The organism is Arthrobacter sp. UNC362MFTsu5.1, from assembly GCF_000685965.1.
In the GTDB taxonomy this organism is placed as follows: Bacteria; Actinomycetota; Actinomycetes; order Actinomycetales; family Micrococcaceae; genus Arthrobacter.
The window spans coordinates 186,483-206,732 of record NZ_JMLE01000001.1; the positions used below are offsets into that span (position 1 = coordinate 186,483).

The 20,250-nt window shown below is 67.1% G+C and carries 18 protein-coding genes; 10 read left to right on the forward strand and 8 right to left on the reverse strand.

Annotation, left to right across the window (positions count from 1 at the left end; translation table 11 throughout):
* Positions 1-41: 41 nt before the first annotated feature.
* Positions 42-842, reverse strand: a complete 801-nt coding sequence (locus BS38_RS0100935) for a peptidylprolyl isomerase (RefSeq protein ID WP_028269093.1) — start codon at positions 840-842, stop codon at positions 42-44.
* 255 nt (positions 843-1,097) lie between these two features.
* Here BS38_RS0100935 and hisS point away from each other — a divergent pair, with 255 nt between their 5' ends.
* Entirely contained in the window at positions 1,098-2,441 is a 1,344-nt protein-coding gene (gene hisS / locus BS38_RS0100940) for a histidine--tRNA ligase (RefSeq protein WP_028269094.1), read from the forward strand.
* A gap of 7 nt (positions 2,442-2,448) precedes the next feature.
* Here hisS and BS38_RS0100945 read toward each other — a convergent pair whose 3' ends face one another.
* Positions 2,449-3,705, reverse strand: a complete 1,257-nt coding sequence (locus BS38_RS0100945) for an APC family permease (protein ID WP_028269095.1) — start codon at positions 3,703-3,705, stop codon at positions 2,449-2,451.
* A gap of 109 nt (positions 3,706-3,814) precedes the next feature.
* Between BS38_RS0100945 and aspS the strand changes: the two genes are divergently transcribed.
* Both aspS and BS38_RS0100955 read left to right on the forward strand, forming a co-directional pair.
* Positions 3,815-5,596: an aspartate--tRNA ligase gene (gene aspS, locus BS38_RS0100950; RefSeq protein ID WP_028269096.1), complete on the forward strand. Its 1,782-nt coding sequence runs from the start codon at positions 3,815-3,817 to the stop codon at positions 5,594-5,596.
* An 80-nt stretch (positions 5,597-5,676) separates the two neighbouring features.
* On the forward strand, positions 5,677-6,489 hold the full coding sequence (locus BS38_RS0100955) for a GNAT family N-acetyltransferase (RefSeq protein ID WP_028269097.1): 813 nt from the start codon (positions 5,677-5,679) through the stop codon (positions 6,487-6,489).
* Here the strand turns inward: BS38_RS0100955 and BS38_RS24095 are convergent.
* From BS38_RS24095 to BS38_RS0100980, 5 genes are all read right to left on the reverse strand, one after another.
* Positions 6,425-7,897, reverse strand: a complete 1,473-nt coding sequence (locus tag BS38_RS24095) for an MFS transporter (protein ID WP_231510976.1) — start codon at positions 7,895-7,897, stop codon at positions 6,425-6,427. The genes BS38_RS0100955 and BS38_RS24095 overlap by 65 nt on opposite strands.
* A gap of 10 nt (positions 7,898-7,907) precedes the next feature.
* Positions 7,908-8,237, reverse strand: a complete 330-nt coding sequence (locus BS38_RS0100965) for a Dabb family protein (RefSeq protein ID WP_028269098.1) — start codon at positions 8,235-8,237, stop codon at positions 7,908-7,910.
* Position 8,238: 1 nt separating this feature from the next.
* The gene (locus BS38_RS0100970) at positions 8,239-9,927 is read right to left on the reverse strand and encodes an FAD-dependent oxidoreductase (protein WP_028269099.1); all 1,689 of its coding nucleotides are present in this window, start codon (positions 9,925-9,927) and stop codon (positions 8,239-8,241) included.
* Between the two features lie 50 nt (positions 9,928-9,977).
* Positions 9,978-10,739 carry an SDR family NAD(P)-dependent oxidoreductase gene (locus BS38_RS0100975; protein ID WP_028269100.1) on the reverse strand — a complete coding sequence of 254 codons (762 nt, stop codon included), beginning with the start codon at positions 10,737-10,739 and terminating at the stop codon, positions 9,978-9,980.
* A gap of 174 nt (positions 10,740-10,913) precedes the next feature.
* A complete protein-coding gene (locus BS38_RS0100980; RefSeq protein WP_028269101.1) occupies positions 10,914-11,699 on the reverse strand; it encodes an IclR family transcriptional regulator in 786 nt (261 codons plus the stop codon).
* A gap of 132 nt (positions 11,700-11,831) precedes the next feature.
* On the opposite strand from BS38_RS0100980, the gene BS38_RS0100985 reads away from it, so the two are divergent.
* From BS38_RS0100985 to BS38_RS0101005, 5 genes are all read left to right on the forward strand, one after another.
* Entirely contained in the window at positions 11,832-13,592 is a 1,761-nt protein-coding gene (locus tag BS38_RS0100985; protein ID WP_043437331.1) for an FAD-dependent oxidoreductase, read from the forward strand.
* A 20-nt stretch (positions 13,593-13,612) separates the two neighbouring features.
* On the forward strand, positions 13,613-14,380 hold the full coding sequence (locus BS38_RS0100990; protein ID WP_028269103.1) for an IclR family transcriptional regulator: 768 nt from the start codon (positions 13,613-13,615) through the stop codon (positions 14,378-14,380).
* Between the two features lie 106 nt (positions 14,381-14,486).
* Positions 14,487-15,773, forward strand: a complete 1,287-nt coding sequence (locus tag BS38_RS24100) for a cytochrome P450 (protein WP_081818770.1) — start codon at positions 14,487-14,489, stop codon at positions 15,771-15,773.
* A gap of 40 nt (positions 15,774-15,813) precedes the next feature.
* Complete coding sequence (locus BS38_RS24105) at positions 15,814-17,115, forward strand: NAD(P)/FAD-dependent oxidoreductase (RefSeq protein WP_051628657.1); 1,302 nt, start codon at positions 15,814-15,816, stop codon at positions 17,113-17,115.
* Between the two features lie 11 nt (positions 17,116-17,126).
* Complete coding sequence (locus BS38_RS0101005) at positions 17,127-17,450, forward strand: 2Fe-2S iron-sulfur cluster-binding protein (RefSeq protein ID WP_028269104.1); 324 nt, start codon at positions 17,127-17,129, stop codon at positions 17,448-17,450.
* Positions 17,451-17,468: 18 nt separating this feature from the next.
* Here BS38_RS0101005 and BS38_RS0101010 read toward each other — a convergent pair whose 3' ends face one another.
* A complete protein-coding gene (locus BS38_RS0101010; RefSeq protein WP_028269105.1) occupies positions 17,469-18,116 on the reverse strand; it encodes an acVLRF1 family peptidyl-tRNA hydrolase in 648 nt (215 codons plus the stop codon).
* A 52-nt stretch (positions 18,117-18,168) separates the two neighbouring features.
* Here BS38_RS0101010 and BS38_RS0101015 point away from each other — a divergent pair, with 52 nt between their 5' ends.
* Positions 18,169-19,590, forward strand: coding sequence for a replication-associated recombination protein A (locus tag BS38_RS0101015; RefSeq protein WP_028269106.1), 1,422 nt, complete (start codon positions 18,169-18,171; stop codon positions 19,588-19,590).
* A 243-nt stretch (positions 19,591-19,833) separates the two neighbouring features.
* Complete coding sequence (locus tag BS38_RS0101020) at positions 19,834-20,232, forward strand: cupin domain-containing protein (RefSeq protein ID WP_028269107.1); 399 nt, start codon at positions 19,834-19,836, stop codon at positions 20,230-20,232.
* Positions 20,233-20,250 lie beyond the last annotated feature (18 nt).

The following is a 20,250-nucleotide window of genomic DNA, read 5'->3' on the forward strand; positions in this document are numbered from 1 at the left end:
GAGGGAAATACCTGCACCCGCAGCGTGGAGGCCGGGGCTGGTTACTTCAGAGAGAACGAGTCTATCGTGACTGGTTCCGCAGGAGCGCCGTCTGTTGCGCTTCCGCCTGTCTTAATACCGCCTGCGGCGATATTTGCCACCACATCAAGGCCGGATGTCACCTTGCCCACTACCGTGTAGCCGCCGGCCTCATCGGCCGGAATGACCGTGTCCTTATAGACGATGAAGAACTGGGTGCCGTTTCCGTAGGCGTTGCCTCCGGTCCGCGCCACTGCAATGGTTCCGGCCGGATACTTGTTGTCTGCCGGCGTGTTTTCCAGCGGACCCCAGGTGTACGCGGGGTCGCCCTGTCCGTCACCGGTTTTCGACCCGCACTGCAGGACGCCGAACGTCTCGCCCGTGGTCAGCCGGTGGCAGCTGATGCCGCTGTAGTAGTTCTCGTCGGCCAGGGATTTGAAGACCGCGGCCGCCTGCGGTGCCTTGGTTCCGTCCAGTTCAACGGCCAAAGCCCCGCTGTTCAGCTTGAGCTCGCCGGTAAAGACCTTGCCCGCCGCGGTCTCCGGCTTAGGGATATTGGTGCCGTTTGTGGCCGCCGGCGTCGGTGACGCCGAAGGGCTGGTCAGCCCGGCCTGCGCTGCCGCGTACTCGTCCTCTGAGGGGTTGCTGGCGAAGACGGTGAGTTGAAGGACGACGGCGAGGACCAGCGCCCCGGCGCCCGCCCCGACAGCAAGGAGGTTGTCGCGCTTACGGCGTTTTTCCTGCTGCCGCCGCAACTCGCGCTTCGCTTCCATCTGCAGGATGCGCCGCTTAGCCTCGCGGGCGCTCCGTGAACTGGCCGCCAAAAGTCCTCCTGGGTGTCGGGCCGGCCCGCCGGACGGGCCAAGGGCGACGTCCGGTGTCCGGCAGCAAGCGGCAGGCGGTGCTCCGGGCACCTCCATTAGAAGTTGCAGGCGCCGAAAGCATAAACTGACTGCCGCACATAGTTTATGCATGACTGGCTGGACTCCCGCCCTTACCGCCGCTTTTTGATCACATGGCGGAATCGGATCACCGGGCAGGGTACTCCGGCCTTCTGTTACCTGAGGAGAAAATCCACCATGGCACGCACCGCCTCCCTGTCCGGATTCCCCGAGTGGCTTCCCGAGGAGCGGCTGGTGGAGCTGCATGTGCTGGACACCTTGCGGCGTGTCTTCGAACTGCACGGCTTCTCCTCGATCGAGACCCGCGCAGTGGAAACCGTGGGACAGCTGCTCCGCAAGGGCGAGATCGACAAAGAAGTTTATGGACTCAGCCGCCTGCAGGAGGATGAAGAGGAGTCCAGGGCCGCCAAGGGTGACCACCACGCCCTCGCCCTGCACTTCGACCTGACCGTGCCGTTCGCCCGTTACGTCGTGGAGAACGCCGGCTACCTCGCATTTCCGTTCCGCCGCTACCAGATCCAGAAGGTGTGGCGCGGCGAGCGTCCGCAGGAGGGCCGCGCCCGCGAATTCACCCAGGCGGATATCGACATTGTGGGCGACGGCGTGCTGCCGTTCCGCTACGACGTCGAAATCGCGCTGGTCATCGCCGAAGCCCTCGGCGCCCTCCCGATTCCCGACTTCCGCCTGCGCATCAACAACCGCAAGCTGGCCGAGGGCTTCTACCGCGGGATCGGCCTGACGGACACTGCCGGAGTCCTGCGGAGCATCGACAAGCTGGAGAAGATCGGCCCTGCCAAGGTGGCCGAGCTGCTGAAGACGGAGCTGGGAGCCACTGAGGAACAGGCGCAGGCCGCCCTGAGCCTGGCCGGCATCCGGACCGAGGACACCTCCTTCGTTGAAAAGGTCCGTGCCCTGGGCGTGAAGGACGAGCTGCTGGAGGAAGGGCTGAACGAGCTGGAGCAGGTCATCGCAGCCGCCGTGCACCGTGCTCCCGGCAAGGTGGTGGCGGACCTGAGCATCGCCCGCGGCCTCGACTACTACACCGGAACCGTGGTGGAAACCGTCCTGGTGGGCCATGAACAACTCGGCTCCATCTGCTCCGGCGGGCGCTACGACGCCCTGGCCAGCAAGGGAAACCGTAAGTTCCCGGGTGTCGGCCTCTCCATCGGCGTCACCCGCCTCGTCTCCAGGATCCTGAGCCAGGAACTGGCCCAGGCCACCCGCAAGGTACCCACGGCAGTGCTCGTCGCGCTGAACAACGACGACAGCTGGGGCGCGGCCCAGGATGTCGCCGCGCAGCTCCGCTCCCGCGGGATCTCCACCGAGGTGGCGGCGAAGGCTGAGAAGTTCGGCAAGCAGATCAAGTTCGCGGACCGGCGCGGCATCCCGTTCGTCTGGTTCACGGACGACGACGGCAAGCACCAGGTCAAGGACATCCGTTCGGGCGAGCAGACGGACGCCGACCCCGCCACGTGGACTCCGTCGGACGAGGACCTGTACGTCCGGGTGGTTAACGCCTAAGCGGCCGTCACGGACGCAGCCGCCGCTTCCGGAGGCGCAGCACCAGGAAGCGGCCGGCTACTCCGGCGGCCAGTACGGCCGCCATGCCGGCCACCGAAGCCAGCGGCAACGTGAAGGCCAGGACCAGGCATCCGACAAAACCGGCGGCATTCAGCCAGCGGGGTGCGGTGCCCGGCCGCTCGGCCATGGTGAAAGCGGCAGCATTCGTCACCGAGTAGTAGATCAGCACGCCGAAACTCGAGAAGCCCACCACGGTGAGCACATCCGTGGTGACGAGCAGTGCCACCACTGCGGCAGCCACTGACAGCTCGGCGACGACAGGCACGGTGTGGCGGCCGCCCACCCGGGCCAGGGGAGACGGGAGGTCCCGTTCCCGGGCCATAGCCAGTGCCGTGCGGCCCACTCCGGTAATGAGGGCCAGCAGGGCTCCCAGGCAGGCGGCTGCTGCTCCGGCCTGGACGAAAGGTCCCCCGGCGCTGAATCCCGAGAGGAGCACCGCGTCCAGCAGCGGTGACACGGATTCCGCCAGCCGGGCCGGGGAGAGGTGCCAGAGCAGAAGCACGGCAAGGCCAAGGTAGATCACGAAAGCCGCGGCCAGGGCCGCCAATATCGCCCGCGGTATGGTCCGCGCGGGATCCTTGACTTCCTCGCCCAGCGTGGCGATCCGGGCGTAGCCGGCAAAGGCGAAGAACATCAGCCCGGCGGCCGGCAGGATTCCCCAGGCGCTGCCGGCATTTGCCGCCAGGGCGCCGGGTTCCGGGTGGGGGCCGGATAGGCCGGCAACGGCAACAAACACCAGGGTGGCCAGCACGATCCCGAGCAGGATCCGGGTCAGCAGCGCGGTGCGGGTGATGCCCATGAGGTTGACCACCGTGAGTACTGCGACGGCGGCGATGGCCACGGGCGTGGCATAGCCCGGTGCCGCGTAATGGCCGAAGGTCAGGGCCATGGCCGCGCAGGATGCGGTTTTTCCGGTGACAAAACCCCAGCCGGCGATGAAGCCCGGCCATTCGCCCAGCTGTTTGCGGCCGTAAACATACGTCCCTCCGCTGGCCGGGTATTTGGCAGCCAGCTGGGCTGACGCAACGGCATTGCAGTAGGCAATCGCGCCGGCGACCAGCACGGAGACAATCATGAGCGGGCCGGCCAGGGCGGTGGCCGGGGAGAAGACGACGAACACGCCGGCACCGAGCATGGAGCCAAGCCCGATTGCGGTGGCGTCAAGCACTCCGAGCCGGCGCTGAAGCCGTTGATGGGTCTGCATGGCGGAAGGAAAGCCTCTCCAACGGGTAAACTCGAACGGGGCTGTTCCCGTAACGGTCCTATTCAACATCATCTCTGTATTCCTGCTGTCTCCTTCAGAAAGGCGTGCTGTGCTGCGCACACATGACCTCGGATCCCTTCGCTCCGAGCACATTGGACAAACCGTAACCCTTGCCGGCTGGGTGGGCCGGCGTCGTGATCACGGTGGTGTGGCATTCGTTGACCTTCGCGATGCCTCCGGCGTCGCCCAGGTGGTAGTCCGGGAAGAAGAGGTTTTCCACGGCCTCCGCAATGAGTACGTGCTCCAGGTCATCGGGACGGTTTCGCAGCGTCCGGAGGGCAACGAAAACCCGGCCCTGGCCACCGGCCAGATCGAGGTCATCGCGGAGAAGGTGACCATCCTCAACACCTCGGATCCGCTGCCCTTCCAGATCGACGAGCACGTCGAGGTGGGCGAGGAAGCCCGGCTCAAGCACCGTTACCTTGACCTGCGCCGCCCGGGCCCCGCCCGCAACATGCGCCTGCGTTCAGAGGCAAACCGCGTGGCCCGCGAGCTGCTCCACCGCGACGGTTACGTGGAGATTGAAACCCCCACCCTGACGCGCTCGACGCCGGAAGGCGCCCGCGACTTCGTGGTCCCCGCACGCCTCGCACCGGGTTCCTGGTACGCGCTGCCGCAGTCGCCGCAGCTTTTCAAGCAGCTCCTGCAGGTGGGCGGCTTCGAGAAGTACTACCAGATCGCGCGCTGCTACCGCGATGAGGACTTCCGCGCGGACCGCCAGCCGGAATTCACCCAGCTGGACATCGAAGCGAGCTTCGTGGAGCAGGACGACATCATTTCGCTCGGCGAAAACATCGTCAAAGCCTTGTGGCAGCTGATCGACGTCGAAATCCCGACGCCCATCCAGCGCATCACCTACGCCGACGCCATGGCACGCTACGGCTCGGACAAGCCGGACCTCCGCTTCGGCCAGGAACTGACCGAACTGACGGAATTCTTCAAGGACACCAACTTCGGCGTGTTCAAGGCGCCCTACGTCGGTGCCGTGGTCATGCCGGGCGGCGCCTCGCAGGCACGCCGCGCCCTGGATGCCTGGCAGGAATGGGCCAAGCAGCGCGGCGCCAAGGGCCTTGCCTACGTCCTGTTCAAGGAAGACGGCGAGCTGACCGGTCCCGTGGCCAAGAACCTCACGGACACCGAGCGGGCCGGCCTGGCCGACGCCGTCGGTGCCAAGCCGGGCGACTGCATCTTCTTCGCTGCCGGCGAGAAGACGCCCTCCCGTGCACTCCTCGGCGCCGCGCGCGTTGAAATCGGGCACCGCACCGGCCTGATCAACCCCTCGGACTGGGCGTTCTGCTGGGTGGTTGATGCCCCGATGTTCGAGCCGGCCGCTGCCGCGGTGGCCTCGGGCGATGTTGCTGTCGGTGCCGGCCAGTGGACCGCGGTCCACCACGCCTTCACGTCGCCCAAGCCCGAATTCATGGATTCCTTCGACCAGGATCCGGAGTCCGCCCTGTCCTACGCTTATGACATTGTCTGCAACGGCAACGAAATCGGCGGCGGTTCCATCCGTATCCACGAGCGTGACGTGCAGGAACGCGTGTTCGAGCTCATGGGCCTGGACAAGGCGGACGCCGAGACCAAGTTCGGGTTCCTGCTGGAAGGCTTCAAGTTCGGCGCTCCGCCGCATGGCGGCATCGCCTTCGGCTGGGACCGCGTTGTCGCACTCCTGGCCGGCGTGGAGTCGATCCGCGACGTCATCGCCTTCCCGAAGTCCGGCGGCGGCTACGACCCCCTGACCCAGGCTCCCGCGCCGATCACCGCGCAGCAGCGCAAGGAAGCCGGCGTCGACTTCAAGCCGGAAGCCAAGAAGGACGACAGCGCCAAGTAGCACCGCATGATCAGCAGCAAAGGCTCTCCGGGAAACCGGGGAGCCTTTGCTGTCCCGCCAGCAAATGAATGAGGAGTCCGATGGAACGGCAGACGATGCCTGCCCTGGAGGAATTGATGGATGCGGCCTGGCCCGCTCCCGACCGGGAGGAATCCGGCGGCTGGGTGCTTCGCGCTGCGGGCGGCGTGACCCAGCGGGCCAACTCGGTCTGGCCGCGGTCCGAGCCGGCGGGAAGCCTGCACCACCGGATGGTGATGCTGCGGGATGCGCGGGCCTGGTACCGCAGCCGCCGTCTTCCCGTCATCTTCCAGGTCTTCGACGACTCCCGCCGTGCCGCCCTGAACGCTGTCCTCGACGAGGAAGGCTTCACGAGGCAGTCCGAGACCTTGATCCTGGTGCGCGACGCCGGCGCGGCTACCGCAGCCCCAGGGGCGGCACCGGACGCCGGCGTCGAGATTTCAGGGGTCGAGATGTCAACGGAACCGTCGGAGGAATGGCTGCGCCTCTGGTGGAGCGTGGACGGCCGCGGTGGCGAGGAGTCCCTCGCCACCGCCCGCACCATTCTGGAGGGCTGCCGGTCGGCCTACGCATTGGTGAGGGACGACGACGGCGTGCCGGCCGCCGTCGGACGCCTTGCCGTTCCTTCGGTCGGCGGGGAGGGTGGCCTGTACTGCATGGCCACGCGTCCGGATGCCCGCCGGAGGGGTTTCGGCTCCCGGGTCCTCGCGTCCCTGCTGCGTGAGGGTGACGCCCGGGGCGTCAGCAGCTACTGGCTGCTGGTGACCGCGGCCAACGCCGGTGCCCGGGAGCTGTATGCCCGTTCGGGCTTCACGGAAGCCGGCCGCTATTACTACCGGCAGGAGCGGCCGAAGCGGCACCTGACCGGCTGCTAGGAACCCCGGCCGCCGTGCGGCGGGCGGTACCGGCCAGGTAGGGAGCACCCAGTTCCTCGATCGGCGTCTTGAACGTCTCGCGGGAGTAGTACACCGAGGCGGCTGCGACGAGCATGCAGGCTGTGCCGAACACCGCCACGGGAACCCAGCCGGTGGCGCCCGGGGTCAGGAGCATGCCGGCGATCATGGGCGCGAAGCCGGCCAGGACGAGTCCCAGCTGGTTGCCCATCGCCATGCCGGTGTAGCGCACCGGGGCGGCGAACTGTTCGGCGAAGAACGAAGGCCAGATGCCGTTGAAGCCCGAATACAGCACGGTCATGTTCAGGAAGGCCGCCAGGAAGACCAGGACGATGTTCCCGGAGGACAGTGCCAGGAAATACAGGAAGATCGTGGCTGAGCACCCGAAGGCGGCAGTGAGCAGCAGCGGCCGGCGGCCGATCCGGTCCGACAGCCTGGCCGCCAGCGGCATGGCGAACATGGACAGGCCGATGGCGACGGCGTTGACGGTCAGGATGGAGCCGCGGTCAAAACCTGCCGTGGAGGTGGCGTATGCCAGGCCGAAGACCGTGAAGATGGTCTGCATGACGGACATGATCGACATTCCCACAACACGCAGCACGTCCGCGCCTTGGAACCTGAGTACTTCCTTGACGGGCATCGGGGCGACCTGGCGGCTCTCCTGGGCTTCCTCGAAAACCGGTGTTTCGTCCAGGTGGGTCCGGACCCAGTAGGCGATGGCCAGCACCACGATGGAGAGCCAGAAGGGGATGCGCCAGCCCCAGCTCAGCATCGCATCCTGGGGGAGCGCGGTGACCGGAATGAAGACCAGGGTGGCCAGCACCATGCCGGAGGCATAGCCGGTCATCACGAAGCTGGTGAAGAAGCCGCGCCGTCCTTCGGGCGAGTGTTCGAGCGTGAGCGTGGAGGCGCCGGCCGATTCCGCGCCGGCCGAGAAGCCCTGTGCCAGCCGGCCGGCCACGAGGAGGATCGGGGCCCAGACGCCCACCTGTTCGTAGGTGGGCAGGAAGCCGATGCCGAGCGAGGCCAGGCCCATGATGCCGAGAGTAAGCAGCAGGATCTTCTTCCGGCCCAGCTTGTCACCGAAGTGGCCCATGACCAGGCCGCCCACCGGCCGGGCCACGTAGGCCACGCCGAAGGTGGCGAAGGCGCCGATCAGCCCGATGGCGGGGTCCGCCGAGGGGAAGAACAGGTGCGGGAACACGAGTGCTGCCGCGGTCCCGTAGATGAAGAAGTCGTAGTACTCCAGGGTGCTGCCGAGGAATGATGCCAGGGCTGCCTTGGCTGGCGTTTTCCGAGGGGCAGTACGGGGGATAGTGCCTGCGGTCTCGTGCCGGGTCTGGCCCGGTGTTGTCCGGGCTGCGCCCGGTGTTGCGGGTGAGGTGTGCATGGGGATCTCCTTAAGACGTCGGTGTCTTAGTGGCAGCCGGTGTGGAATCCCCGAGGTGGAAGTCCACCGACAGGATCTGCTGGCTGTTGGGGAATGAGTAGGCCTTCAGTGGCTCGTGCAGCGGATGGGTGTTGTACACCGCGATGTCCTCGACGGTTTCGAAATCGGCCACAATGGCGTAGTCGAAGGAGCGCTCCGTGTTGAGCACGTCCGGGCCGTGGGTCAGGCTGAGCATGCCGGGGATATTCCCGGCCATCCGGCCGAGCCCGGCGATCCAGGCCTGCTTGTCGGCGGGCGGGAAGTCCGGTTTGAACTTGAAGAGTACGGTGTGGCGGATCATCTCAGGCTCCCACCAGGTCCATGGCCTGCCCGGCCTGTTCGGCGGCCTGTTCAGCAGGACGGTACTCCGGGGATTGGCCGGCGATGGTGCGCCCTGCCAGGTACCCCATGGTCATGATCGGTCCAAGGGTGGCGCCGGCGCCCGGGTAGCCCGCGGCGTAGGCGTTTTCGGTGGTGTTGCCTGCGGCGAACAGGCCCTCGATGGGGTGGTTGTCGACGTCGAGCACGCGGGCCAGGCCGTCGGTTGCCACGCCGCCGTTGGTGCCGAAGGCGCCGTTGACCACTTCCATGGCGTAGAAGGGCCCGGTCTGCAGCGGTCCGAGGGACGGGTTCGGGTACAGGTTGTCCTCGTCGCCCCAGTACTTGTCGTACGCGCTTTCGCCGCGGCCGAAGTCCGGGTCTTCGCCCTTGACGGCATACTCGTTGAACCGGGCCACTGTGGCGCTGAGGTTTTCTGCCGGCACGTTGATCTTCTCCGCCAGTTCGTCCAGCGTTGCGGCTTCGGTCAGGTAGGCGGGGGCGGGCTGGCCGGCGCGGTGGGCCAGGATGCCGTAGCGCTCCATGTAGGCGTGGTCCACGATCACGTGGGCCGGAGTGTTGAGGGTCCGGTTCGCGGCGGAGTCCCAGGACTGCAGGCTCCGGGCGAGGTCGTTGTAGTTCTGCGACTCGTTGGCGAAGCGGCGGCCGTGTCGGTTCACCATGATCGACCCCGGGCCCTGGCGTTCGAAGCGCAGCAGGGTGCCGATCGGCTGCCCGTCGCGGGTGTCGCCGGTGACCGACATGGGGGCCCACCAGGCTTCCCTGGTGCCGCGGGTCTGGCCGCCGATCCGCTGGGCCATCCGCAGGCCGTCGCCGGTGTTCGAAGGCGGCGAGCACATCGTGTAGAGCCGCGAGGCGAGCATCGAGTCGGCCAGTGCCTTGTCCCATTCGAAGCCGCCGGTGGCCAGCACCACGCCGTCGTTCGCGTGGAACAGCTCACCGGATTCAAGCTCGACGCCGGTCACCCGGCCCCCGGCGGTGAGCAGGCGGTGCCCCCGGGCACCGGTGACGAGCGCTGCCCCGTCACGGACCAGGCTGGCGAGCAGCATGGACACGAGAGCCTGGCCTTTGGCGACCAGCCCGTTTTCCTGGCGCTGGCTGAGGGCGTCCCAGGGGAACTTGGTGAAGGCGCCCCAGTTTTCGTATTCCTGCATGGTGAACGGGGCACGGCCGTCGCTGCGGACATGTTGCTTGAGGTCGCCCAGGGCCTCCCGGCTGTTGAACAACTCCGGTTCCACCGTGCGGCCCCCTTCCACGGCGCCGGGGAGGTCCTGGCGGTAGTCGGGGAAGTTGTTGAGGAAGATGAAGCGGAGCCCGCACTCGTCTTCGACGAAGCGGAGCATCCGGTCGCCGTAAGTGAGTGCTGCATCCAGCAACTCGTCGCGGCCGCGTCCCCGGGCCACGGCGCGAACGTACTCTGCGGCCGCTTCCTTGGAGTCGGCAATACCGGCCTCGCGGGCGTGGTGGTTGTCCGCCACCCAGAGCATGCCGCCGGAGACGGCCGACGTCCCGCCCAGCAGGGCGCTCTTTTCCAGGACGACGACGGACTTGCCGGCCCGGGCAGCGGTGGCCGCGGCGGTGAGGGCGCCGGCACCGGAACCGACGACGACGACGTCGTACTTGTCCGCTGCGGTTCCATTAACGAATTTCATGGGTGTTGCCTTTCAAGAAAAGAAGATGAGGGTGCTGCAACCGGTGTGTCTCAGACGGCGGTGTAGCCGCCGTCGATCACGAGCTCGGAACCTGTGGTGAAGCGGGATTCGTCGGAGGCCAGGTACAGCACGCCATAGGCGATTTCGTCCGGCTTGCCCTGCCGGGGAAGGGGGTTCGAGCCCACGAGCTGCTTGTAGTAGGCCTCGGGGCCGATCTCCGACTGCTCGGCGGAGCGCCGGCTCATCCGGGTGTCCATGGAGCCCGGGTGGATGGAGTTCACCCGGATGCCGTGGACCCCGTAGGCCGCGGCATCGGACTTGCTCAGGAGCCGGACGGCGCCCTTGGTGGCGTGGTACAGAGGCACGTTCCGCCCGCCCGTGATGCCGTGGATGGAGGAGAAATTGATGATGCTGCCGGCGCCCTTGTCGATCATGCCGGGGACCACGTGCTTGGTCATCAGCCAGACACCCTTGACGTTGACGTTGAAGATCGTGTCGAAGTCCGTCACCGAGGCGGTGTGCGAAGCTCCGGCGGGGCCGATGATTCCGGCGGCGTTGACCAGGATGTCCGGTGTGCCCAGTTCGTCGCGGACCCGGCGGATGGCAGCGGCGACGCTGTCCTCGCTGGTGACGTCGACGTCGAACTCGCTGATATTCGCATGGGCCGCGCCGGCCGGGATGCCGGCAACGTCGAGGCTGGCGACGACGGCGCCGTGCGCAGCCAGCAGGGCGGCTGTGGCGCTGCCCAGGTCGCCGCGGCCGCCGGTAACGATGGCGGTCTTGCCGGCCACGCGGTTCGCTGTGGTGTTCATGTGGTGTGCTCCTCGTAACTCCTGCAGCCTCATTGCTGCGTCCTAGCCAGAGTTGCAGGGGAGGTGTGACTGGAACCACAGGATTACCGATGAACGGCAAAAGCGCCGTTGAGTGGCTCTGTTAAGTTGCCCTGTTGAGTTGCCCTGCGCACTGGCTCTCCTAACTGGCCCTGCTCAATGGCTCTGGCGAAGAGTGCCTTTAAGCTCGCCGCGCCAGCCGAGGGCCCTGGAGATGCCCCGGGCAGCGGCCATGAGGACGGGGACCCTGGCGGGCGTGTTCTCCTCGTTGCGCGGGACCACCACGCTGAGCGCGGCGCGGACGCTGTTGTCCGGTCCGAAGACGGGGACGGCGATCCCGCTGGATTCGGGCACGATCACGCCCGGCATGGCGGCAAAGCCGCGCTGCCTGATCTCGGCCAGGTGGCGGCGCAGCAGGGACGGTTCGGTGAGGGTGGTCTCGGTGAACTTCGTCAGGGGCCGGGCCAGGAAACTGTCCTGGTAGGCGGCCGGAGCGTGCGCCAGCAGGACCAGGCCGGAGGACGTGGCGTGCAGCGGCAGCCTGCCGGCAATTTTGGTGATGTCCACGATGGTCTTGTCGGAGCCCAGCCGCTCGATGTACAGCACCTCGTCCGAATCCAGGATGCCGAGGGTGGTGGAGTGCTGCACCACGGCCTGCACGTCCTCCATGAACGGCAGCGCAGCCTCCCGCAGTCCAAGCATTTTGGACCCGCGGGAGACGAGCTCCCACATCCTGGTTCCGATGTGGACGTCTCCGCCGGGTTCGCGTTCGAGGAGCCGTTCCGCGAGGAGGTCGTTGACCAGCCGGTAGGTGGTGGTGACGGGCAGTCCGGTCCGGCGGCCCAGTTCTGCGACGGTCATGGACGTGTGGCGGTCGTCGAACGCACTCACGATTTTCACGAAGCGGCCGATAATCGACTCGCCGGACGCGGAATTGGCCACTGTTCCTCCTCAGGATTCCCGCTCAATGGTAATCCTCCTGCCAACAGCCGGAACCGCCGGGTCTACTGGGGCTTTAGCCTTCCACCCGGCTGCCGCAAGGATGCGGACGGCCGACTGAATGGAGCAGGATTTATGAGCACCGCAAGCACCATGAACAAGACACCGGCCGCGGGCACCACCGTCTGTGACGTCCTCGTCATCGGCTCCGGCGTGGCCGGGATGGCCGCCGCCTTGAAGGCCGCGTCGCAGGGCCTGACGGTAATTGTTGCGGAAAAGGAGCAGTACTTTGGCGGAACCACGGCCATTTCCGCCGGCTGGGCGTGGGTCCCCGGCAATAAGCAGGGCGTGGCGCAGGGTGATACCCGGGAGGACGCCGAAACGTACCTGAGGAACCTGGCCCCGGAGACGTTCAACGAGGCGGGCGTCCGGGATTTCCTGGATACGGTGCCCGAGGCGATCGCTTTCTTCGAGGACGAAACCGAGGTGAAGTTCACCTACCCGGAAAAGTCGCCGGACTACCAGATGGACCTGCCCGGGGCGAAACTCTCGGGCCGCGCGATCCTGCCGCAGGATGTTGACGCACGTGTGCTGGGCGACAAGCGGCTCCTGATGCAGCCGTACATGAGCTCCTACACGGTGTTCGGCTACATGCCGCAGGTGGGCCCCGACATCAACGAGTTCTTCCACGTGAACCAGTCGGTGAAATCGTTCGTTTATGTGGCGAAGAAGCTGCTGCGCACGTGGGCCGACGCCGCCCGCTACAAGCGTCCCGTCCTGCGTTCGAACGGCAACGCGCTGATGACCCGCATGGTCATGAGCGCCGACCAACTGGGCGTGCGGCTGTGGAAGTCTTCGCCCGCCCTGTCACTGACCCGTGACGATGCCGGGACCGTCACCGGAGCGGTGCTCGGGGGAGAGCATGCCGGCCTGGTGACGGCACGGCTCGGTGTGATCCTCGCCGCCGGCGGCTTCTCGGGCAACAAGGAACTGCGTCAGCAGTACTTCCCGCACGACGCCGACGGCGATGACCACTTCACCCCGACACTGGGCCACGGCGGGGACGCCGCCACCCTGGCGATCAGTGCCGGCGGACAGATTGATGACTCCGTGTCCAGTGTGGGCTCCTGGGCCCCGGTAACGGTGTTCAAGTACCTCAGCGGCAAGGAGCGGCTCTTCCCGCACCTCCGGGCCATCGGCCTGCCGGGCCTGATCGCCGTCGACCGTCACGGCAAGCGCTTCGGCAACGAGGCGCTGAGCTACCACGACTTCGGCGGCGCGATGATCGGGCACAACAAGGACGAGGACAAGACGTTTGGCTACGTGATCGGCGACGCGAAGACGATGCACAAATACGGCATCGGCTACGCCAAGCCCTGGCCGATGCCCCGCGGCTATTTCTACCGGACCGGATACCTGGTCAAGGGGAACACGCTGGCGGAGCTGGCCGGAAAGCTCGGCATCGACGCCGGAGGCCTTGCGGCCACCGTGGCTGAATTCAACCCGGCGGCCGTGCGCGGTGAGGATCCGGCGTTCGGCCGGGGTTCCACCCTGTACAACCACTTCCGCGGCGACCTTGAACACCAGCCGAATCCGAACCTGGCCCCGGTCGGCAAGGGCCCGTATTTCGCCGCAAAGATCCAGATGGGTGACCTCGGTACTTTCGCGGGCGTCGGCGTCAACGAGCATTCGGAAGTCGTCACCGCCGACGGGGCGGCAGTCCCCGGCCTCCTTGCCGTCGGCGCGGCCGCTGTCAGCGTCTTTGGCGGCGGCTACCCGGGATACGGCTCGCATATCGGGCCGGCCCTCGTGTTCGGCTACCGGGCGGGCCGTGACATCGCCAGGCTTGCGGCCGGCCGGGACGCGGACCGCGCCGCCAGCGTCGCAGCAGTCTAGGGCAGCGGCCGGAGGCGTCCATGGCTAACTCACCGTCGGGTGAATCCGTCATCAGCCGCGTCGTGCGGCTCATGAGTGCGTTCGACCGGGACCTGCCCACCATGACGCTCTCCGGCCTCGCCCGCCGCGCGGGCCTGCCCCTGACCACAGCCCACCGGCTCGTGGACGACCTCGTCCTGCACGGCCTCATTGAGCGGTTGCCGGACGGGAACCTGCGCTCCGGGATGCGGATGTGGGAGCTGGCAGCGCGGGGGTCGCGTGCGCTGAACCTCCGCGAGCTGGCACTGCCGTTCATGGACGATGTCCAGGCGGCCGTGCATCAGCACACCACCCTTGCCGTCCTGGACCACGGGACGGTGCTCTACGTGGAGCGCCTGTCCTCGCCGGAATCCAGCCTGGACGCGGCCCACATTGCCCAGCGGATGCCGGTTCACGCAGCCTCGTCCGGGCTGGTGCTGCTGGCCTACTCTCCGCCTGCATTCCAAGACGAGGTCCTCGCGCGCCCGCTGCCGGCGGTGACCGCCGAGACCATCACCGACCCGGCCCTCATCCGGAAGCATCTGGCCGAAATCAGGCAGCGCGGCTATGTGGCACTGCCGGGAATTGGCGTCACGGAGTGGACCGGCATCGCCGTGCCCGTCTTCGGCCCGGACAACGGCATCGCCGCGGCGCTGAATGCCATTGTTCCGCGGCAGGAAGCGGCCGTTCCCCTGACGGTTCCTGCGCTGCTGACTGCCGCGCACGGGATTTCGCGGGCGTTGAAGGCCTCCCGGGCGCCCCGGCGCTAGCCTTTCACAACCGATGAACGGAAGTCCTATGGGGCAGGCGTGGGCCAGGTCGGCATTGTTGCCTGAGACGTAAATCACGTCTGAAAACTCCGAAAGAAGGACAACGATGTCTTCCGCCACGACAGAGATTTCAGCAGCACCTGCTCCGGTGGCCCCGTTCGTCGGGGCCCCGGACCTGCCCCCGTATTCGCATGAACTGGGCTGGCCGGAGGGCATGGCCCCGTTCAAGGTGGTCGACGACGGTACGCAGGGGGACCCCTATGCCCACTATGAATGGATGCGGGAGCACGCCCCCGTGCTCCGTGCCCATTCCCCCGTATCGGACGTGTGGTTCATTTCCCGCTACGACGACGTACGCAAGGCGATGCGCGCCCCCAAGGTCTTCTCCTCCCAGGTGGTGGACCCGGTTCCGCTGACCTTCCTGACCCTCTTCGACGCCCCCAACCACACCAGGCTGCGGCAGGTGGTGGCGCAGGCCTTCATCCCGAAGGCCATAGCCCGCTTCGAGGAACGGGTTCGCGAAAACGCCGAAAAGTACCTGGCCCCGATGCTCGCCGCCGGCGGCGGGGACGCCGTGGACGACTATGCGATCCCGCTCAGCATGTCCACCATCAGCGCCCTGCTCGACGTTCCGGCCGAGGACTTCGAGAAGATGAAGTTCTGGTCCGATGAGACCTTCAGCTATTTCGGCCGGCTGGCCCGCAACGCCCAGGGCACCGGAACCGACGAACAGAGCACCTTTGAGTTCTTCGCCTATCTGAAGGACACCATGGAGCGCCTGCACAGGGAGGAGAGCGACTCCGTCGGCGGCCACATTGCCCGGATGTGGAAGGACGGCCTGCTCAGCGAAAAGGAAGCCAAGGAACTCTGTGCCTTTGTCTTCGTCGCCGGACACGACACCACCACCATCCTGCTGGCCAACGCGTTCCGCGTCTTTAGCGAGCAGCCCGGACTGCTGGAGCGGATCCGCCGGAACCCGGACGACGCGAGCCTCTTTGTCGAAGAACTTGCCCGCTACCGCGGCACGGTGCAGCGGGCCAGCCGGATCACTACGGAGGAGGTGGAGGTTGCCGGGGTGACGATTCCGGCCGGTGCCATCGTCCGGCTGCTGCCCGCCGCAGCGAACCGGGACAGCAACAAATACCCCGACGGCGAACGCTTCGATATCGACCGGAACACCGACGGCCATCTGGGCTTCGGCCACGGCGTCCACAGCTGCCTCGGCGCGCCCCTTGCTCGGCTTGAGGTCCTGGTGACCGTAAAGCTCCTCGCCGAAAAGCTGGGATCCCTCAACCTGGACCCCGACAAACCGATCGAATACGTGCGCGGCAATAACCTGACAAACTCGGGCCCCGAACACCTCCATGTGCTGGTGGAGAAGACCAATGCATGATCCGGAAGCGAACACGCGCAAACCAATGAACCGGGAAGCAATGAAACATGAACTGATGGCCGGGCCCGCTGCGCCCGTGGTAATCGTAGGCGCCGGACACTCCGGTGTCGCAGTGGCCGCTGGGCTCCGGGCCCGCGGCTGGGAAGGCGGCATCCTGCTGCTCGAAGCAGAGAAGGGGACGCCCTACGAACGCCCGCCGCTGTCCAAGGAACTCCTGAAGGACGGTGCACCGGACGAGTCCGCTGTCCTGCGCAAGGAGAAGTTCTACCAGGACAAGCGCATCGACCGTGTTGCGGGCATCGCCGTCGACTCTGTGGACAGGGCGGGGCGGACGGTCCTGCTGTCCGACGGCAGCCGCCGCGACTACCACCGGCTCGTCATCGCCACAGGTTCGCGGGCGAGGGCCCTGACCGTGCCGGGCGCTGCCCTTCCCGGGGTGCAGGCGCTGAGAACACGGGACGACGCCCTCGAGCTCAAGCGGCTCCTGGTGGCCGGCGCCCGGGTTGCCATCATCGGTGCCGGGTACATCGGCTTGGAAGTGGCTGCTGCGGCCGCCGCGAAGGGCTGCGAGGTGACGGTACTGGAGTTCCAGGACCGCGTGATGAGCCGGGTCACGTCAGCGCCGGTATCGCACCACTTCGAACAGCTCCACCAGCGGCACGGCGTCCGGTTTGTCTTTAGTGCGGCGGTGACTGACATTGAAGGGGACCACCGCGCCGAGCGGGTGGTCACGGCCGACGGCCACGTTTTCCAGGCCGACGTCGTACTGGCCGGAATCGGCGTTGTCCCCAACCAGGAACTGGCCGCGGAAGCCGGTCTGGAGTGCCGTGACGGCATCCTCGTGGACGGCCACGGCGTGACGTCTGATCCAGCCATTTACGCCACCGGTGACGTCACGCGGTTCACCAGCCCGATCGACGGCGCCAGCCAGCGCCTGGAATGCATCCAGAACGCGCAGGCGCAGGCAGACAGGGTTGCCGCCCACATCACCGGACAGCCGGCAGCAGTTCCGGAGATCCCCTGGTTCTGGACCGTCCAGCATGGCGTCAGGCTCCAGACCGCCGGAGTGCGCCGCCCGGACGACGATGTGATCGTGCGCGGCAACCCCGCCGGCGGCAGTTTCTCGGTGGTATATCTCCGGGACGGCCGCGTCGCCGCGGTGGACACTATCGGCGGCCTGGCCGACTTCCGGCCGGCCCGGAAACTGATCGCCCGGGGAGACCGGATGGACCCGGCGCTGGCCGCGGATCCCCGGGTTCCCCTCACCGAGGCCACGCTCACCGGCGCGGTACTCAACGCGCCCGCCCCCATCCACGCTGATCCTGCAACAGCCCGAAGCTAAAGGAACCACCCATGAGCAACAACAAACTCACCGTCATCGACCGCGAAGGCTCCACGCACCGCCTGGAATGGGAACCGGACCAGACACTGATGGAAGCCCTCCGTGACAACGACCTGCCCGTCCTGGCGTCCTGTGGCGGCACAGCGTCTTGCGCCACCTGCCACGTGTTCCTCGAGCGGGAGGCCTTCGACACGCTGGGTGAGCGCAGCGAGGATGAACTGGAGCTGCTCGTGGAGGCCGAGGGCTACCAGGCGTGCGGCTCCAGGCTCTCCTGCCAGCTCGACTTCAGTCGGGAACTCAACGGAATAACCGTCACCCTGGCACCCGAGGACTAGGCGGGGCAGCCGCGGGGGCTAGGCCGGCGGGTCGGTCACCACAATCCGGACCGAACAGGCGTCTGCCGCGGCCCGCTTCAGCACGGGGGCACGCGGATCAGGTACGTCCAGGAACGGCAGCCGGGTCAGCGCCGCGTAGCGTTTCAACGCCGGTTCGCCGAGTACCTGTTCCGCCAGGGCCCGGTCGCCGCCCGGCACCAGATATTCGATCCGGTGCTCGCTGAAGATCCGGCCGGCGTGCTCTGCGACTGCCTCCACCAGCGCATCCGCCTGGTTGGCCCGCCGCCGGGCGAAGCGCTGCTGGGACCAGCCGCCGGCAGCGGTCCTGGACGGGATGTGGCGGGTGCCGGTCTTCGCGGCCAGGGCGGCACCGTCACGGACCACGGCCACGGAGTATCCGCCACGGCGGACCAGCACCAGCCCGAGCGTCCGGGACTGGGCGGCCAGCGATGCCATGCGAGGCACGGCATCGCGGCCGCTGCCGGGCCGTCCGTCCGCAGGCCACGGCGGCTGCAGCAGCGCCACGGCACCGTCCGCCGCGGACAGTTGCAGGCCGCCGTCGACCTCTTCCGCGGCGACGCTGCCGTGGCTGGCAGCGAAACGCTCCACCCAGCCGGGCAGGCGCTCACCGGAGACGAACGCCACACGGGAGTCTGGGGTGGGCATTGCGCGGGTCTCCGTTGTTAGTGGGGTGATGAACTAGAAGTAGCCTATCTATGTGGATGATCTCTTTGGCCAAGGGCCGGACAACGACGACGACGGAACGGCGGCGCCGTCCGGGTCGGCAGTTTCCGGGCCGGCCGCCGGGCGGACGCAGCCCCGGAGCCCGCTGGCCGTGCGGATGCGGCCGAGGACCCTTGACGACGTCGTGGGCCAGCAGCACCTGCTGGGGCAGGGATCGCCGCTGCGCCAGCTGGCCGCCGGCGCAGGAGCCGATTCCTCCGGACCCGCCGGACCGACATCTCTCATCCTGTGGGGACCCCCGGGAACAGGAAAGACCACTCTCGCCCATGTGATCGCCAAGGGTCCGGGCCGGAAGTTCGTCGAACTTTCCGCAATCACCGCGGGCGTCAAGGACGTACGCCGCGTGATGGACGAGGCGCTCACGGCCCGGGACCTTTACAAGACCACCACCGTGCTTTTCCTCGACGAGATCCACCGCTTCAACAAAGCCCAGCAGGACGCGCTGCTGCCTGGCGTAGAAAACCGCTGGGTGGTGCTCGTGGCTGCAACCACCGAGAATCCGTCCTTCTCGGTGGTCTCCCCGTTGCTGTCCCGTTCGCTGCTGCTCACGCTCCGCCCCCTGACGGATGCCGACGTCGAGGGGCTGGTCCAGCGCGCCGTGGCTGATCCCCGCGGGCTGAACAGCGCGGTCAAGCTCAGCGAAGAGGCACTGGCCCACCTGGTCAGGTTGTCCGGCGGGGACGCGCGCCGCGCGCTGACAGCGCTGGAGGCGGCTGCCGGTGTGGCGTTCGGTGACGCAGACGACGCCGACGAGGGCCCGGTGGCCGTGGAACTGCGGCACACCGAACGCGCCCTTGATGTTGCCGCCGTCAGGTACGACCGCGCGGGTGACCAGCACTACGACGTCGCGAGCGCCTTCATCAAATCCATTCGCGGCTCTGACGTGGATGCCGCACTGCACTACCTGGCACGCATGCTGGAAGCGGGGGAGGACGCGAGATTCATCGCCCGGCGGATCGTGATCTCGGCCGCGGAGGATGTCGGCATGGCGGATCCCACCGCGCTGCAGACCGCCGTTGCCGCGGCGCAGGCCGTGCAGCTGATCGGCATGCCCGAGGGGCGGATTGTGCTTGCCGAGGCGGTCGTCCACCTGGCAACGGCCCCGAAGTCCAACGCCGCGTACATGGGCATCAACAAAGCCACCGCCGACGTCCGGGCGGGCCTGGGCAACGGCATCCCGGCGCACCTGCGGGACGCGCACTATCCGGGATCCAAACAACTCGGGCACGGCCAGGGCTACAAATACGCGCACGACGCCCCGCACGGCGTGGCCACACAGCAGTATCCGCCGGACGACCTCGTAGGCCGGGACTACTACCAGCCCACCGCGAATGGCGCCGAACGCGATATTTCCACCCGGCTGGAGCGGCTCCGGAAGATCATCCGCGGCGGCTGAGGGATGGCGCCGGGACCCGGACTGCCGCGGCGGACAGCCGCCGGCGTCCGCCCCGTTGACTTCCGGCGGGGGAGGGCTAACGTTGAATTACGCCAGCACAGATCTGTTGGACGTGCGTGCCTTGAGGGGGACATCGCACAAATGCCGGTTACTCGCATCCTCAGGCCCCAGGTCGGCGGCCGGCACAGAATTTGCTTGGCACAACCTTTATGCGTCTCCGTCCCAGTCTTCAGGTAGTGTCCCATGTCCGTAAATTTCGTCACAGCAGTATCCGTTAAGTCCTTCGATCTCCCGGACAAGAAACGGTGCCCGGACAAGGCGGAATTCGACCTTGTCACCGTCAACGACTACTCAGTGGCCCGGCTGATCCTCAACCCCGGCTGGCGGTGGTCCGAAAGCATCAAACCGTTCGAGAAAACCGACTTCTGCCAGCACAACCACCTCGGATTCTGCGTGTCCGGTGTGATGGAGGTGGAAACCTCCGACGGTGTCCGTTCGACGATCCATGCCAACGACACCTACACGCTGCCTCCCGGCCACGATGAGTGGGTGGTGGGCGACAAGCCGTTCATCGCCGTCGAGTTCCTGGGCGCCGCTTCCTTCGGCCGGCAGGCAAGCCGCGGAGTTCACGCACGGACCTGACAGGAACCGCGGGGGAGC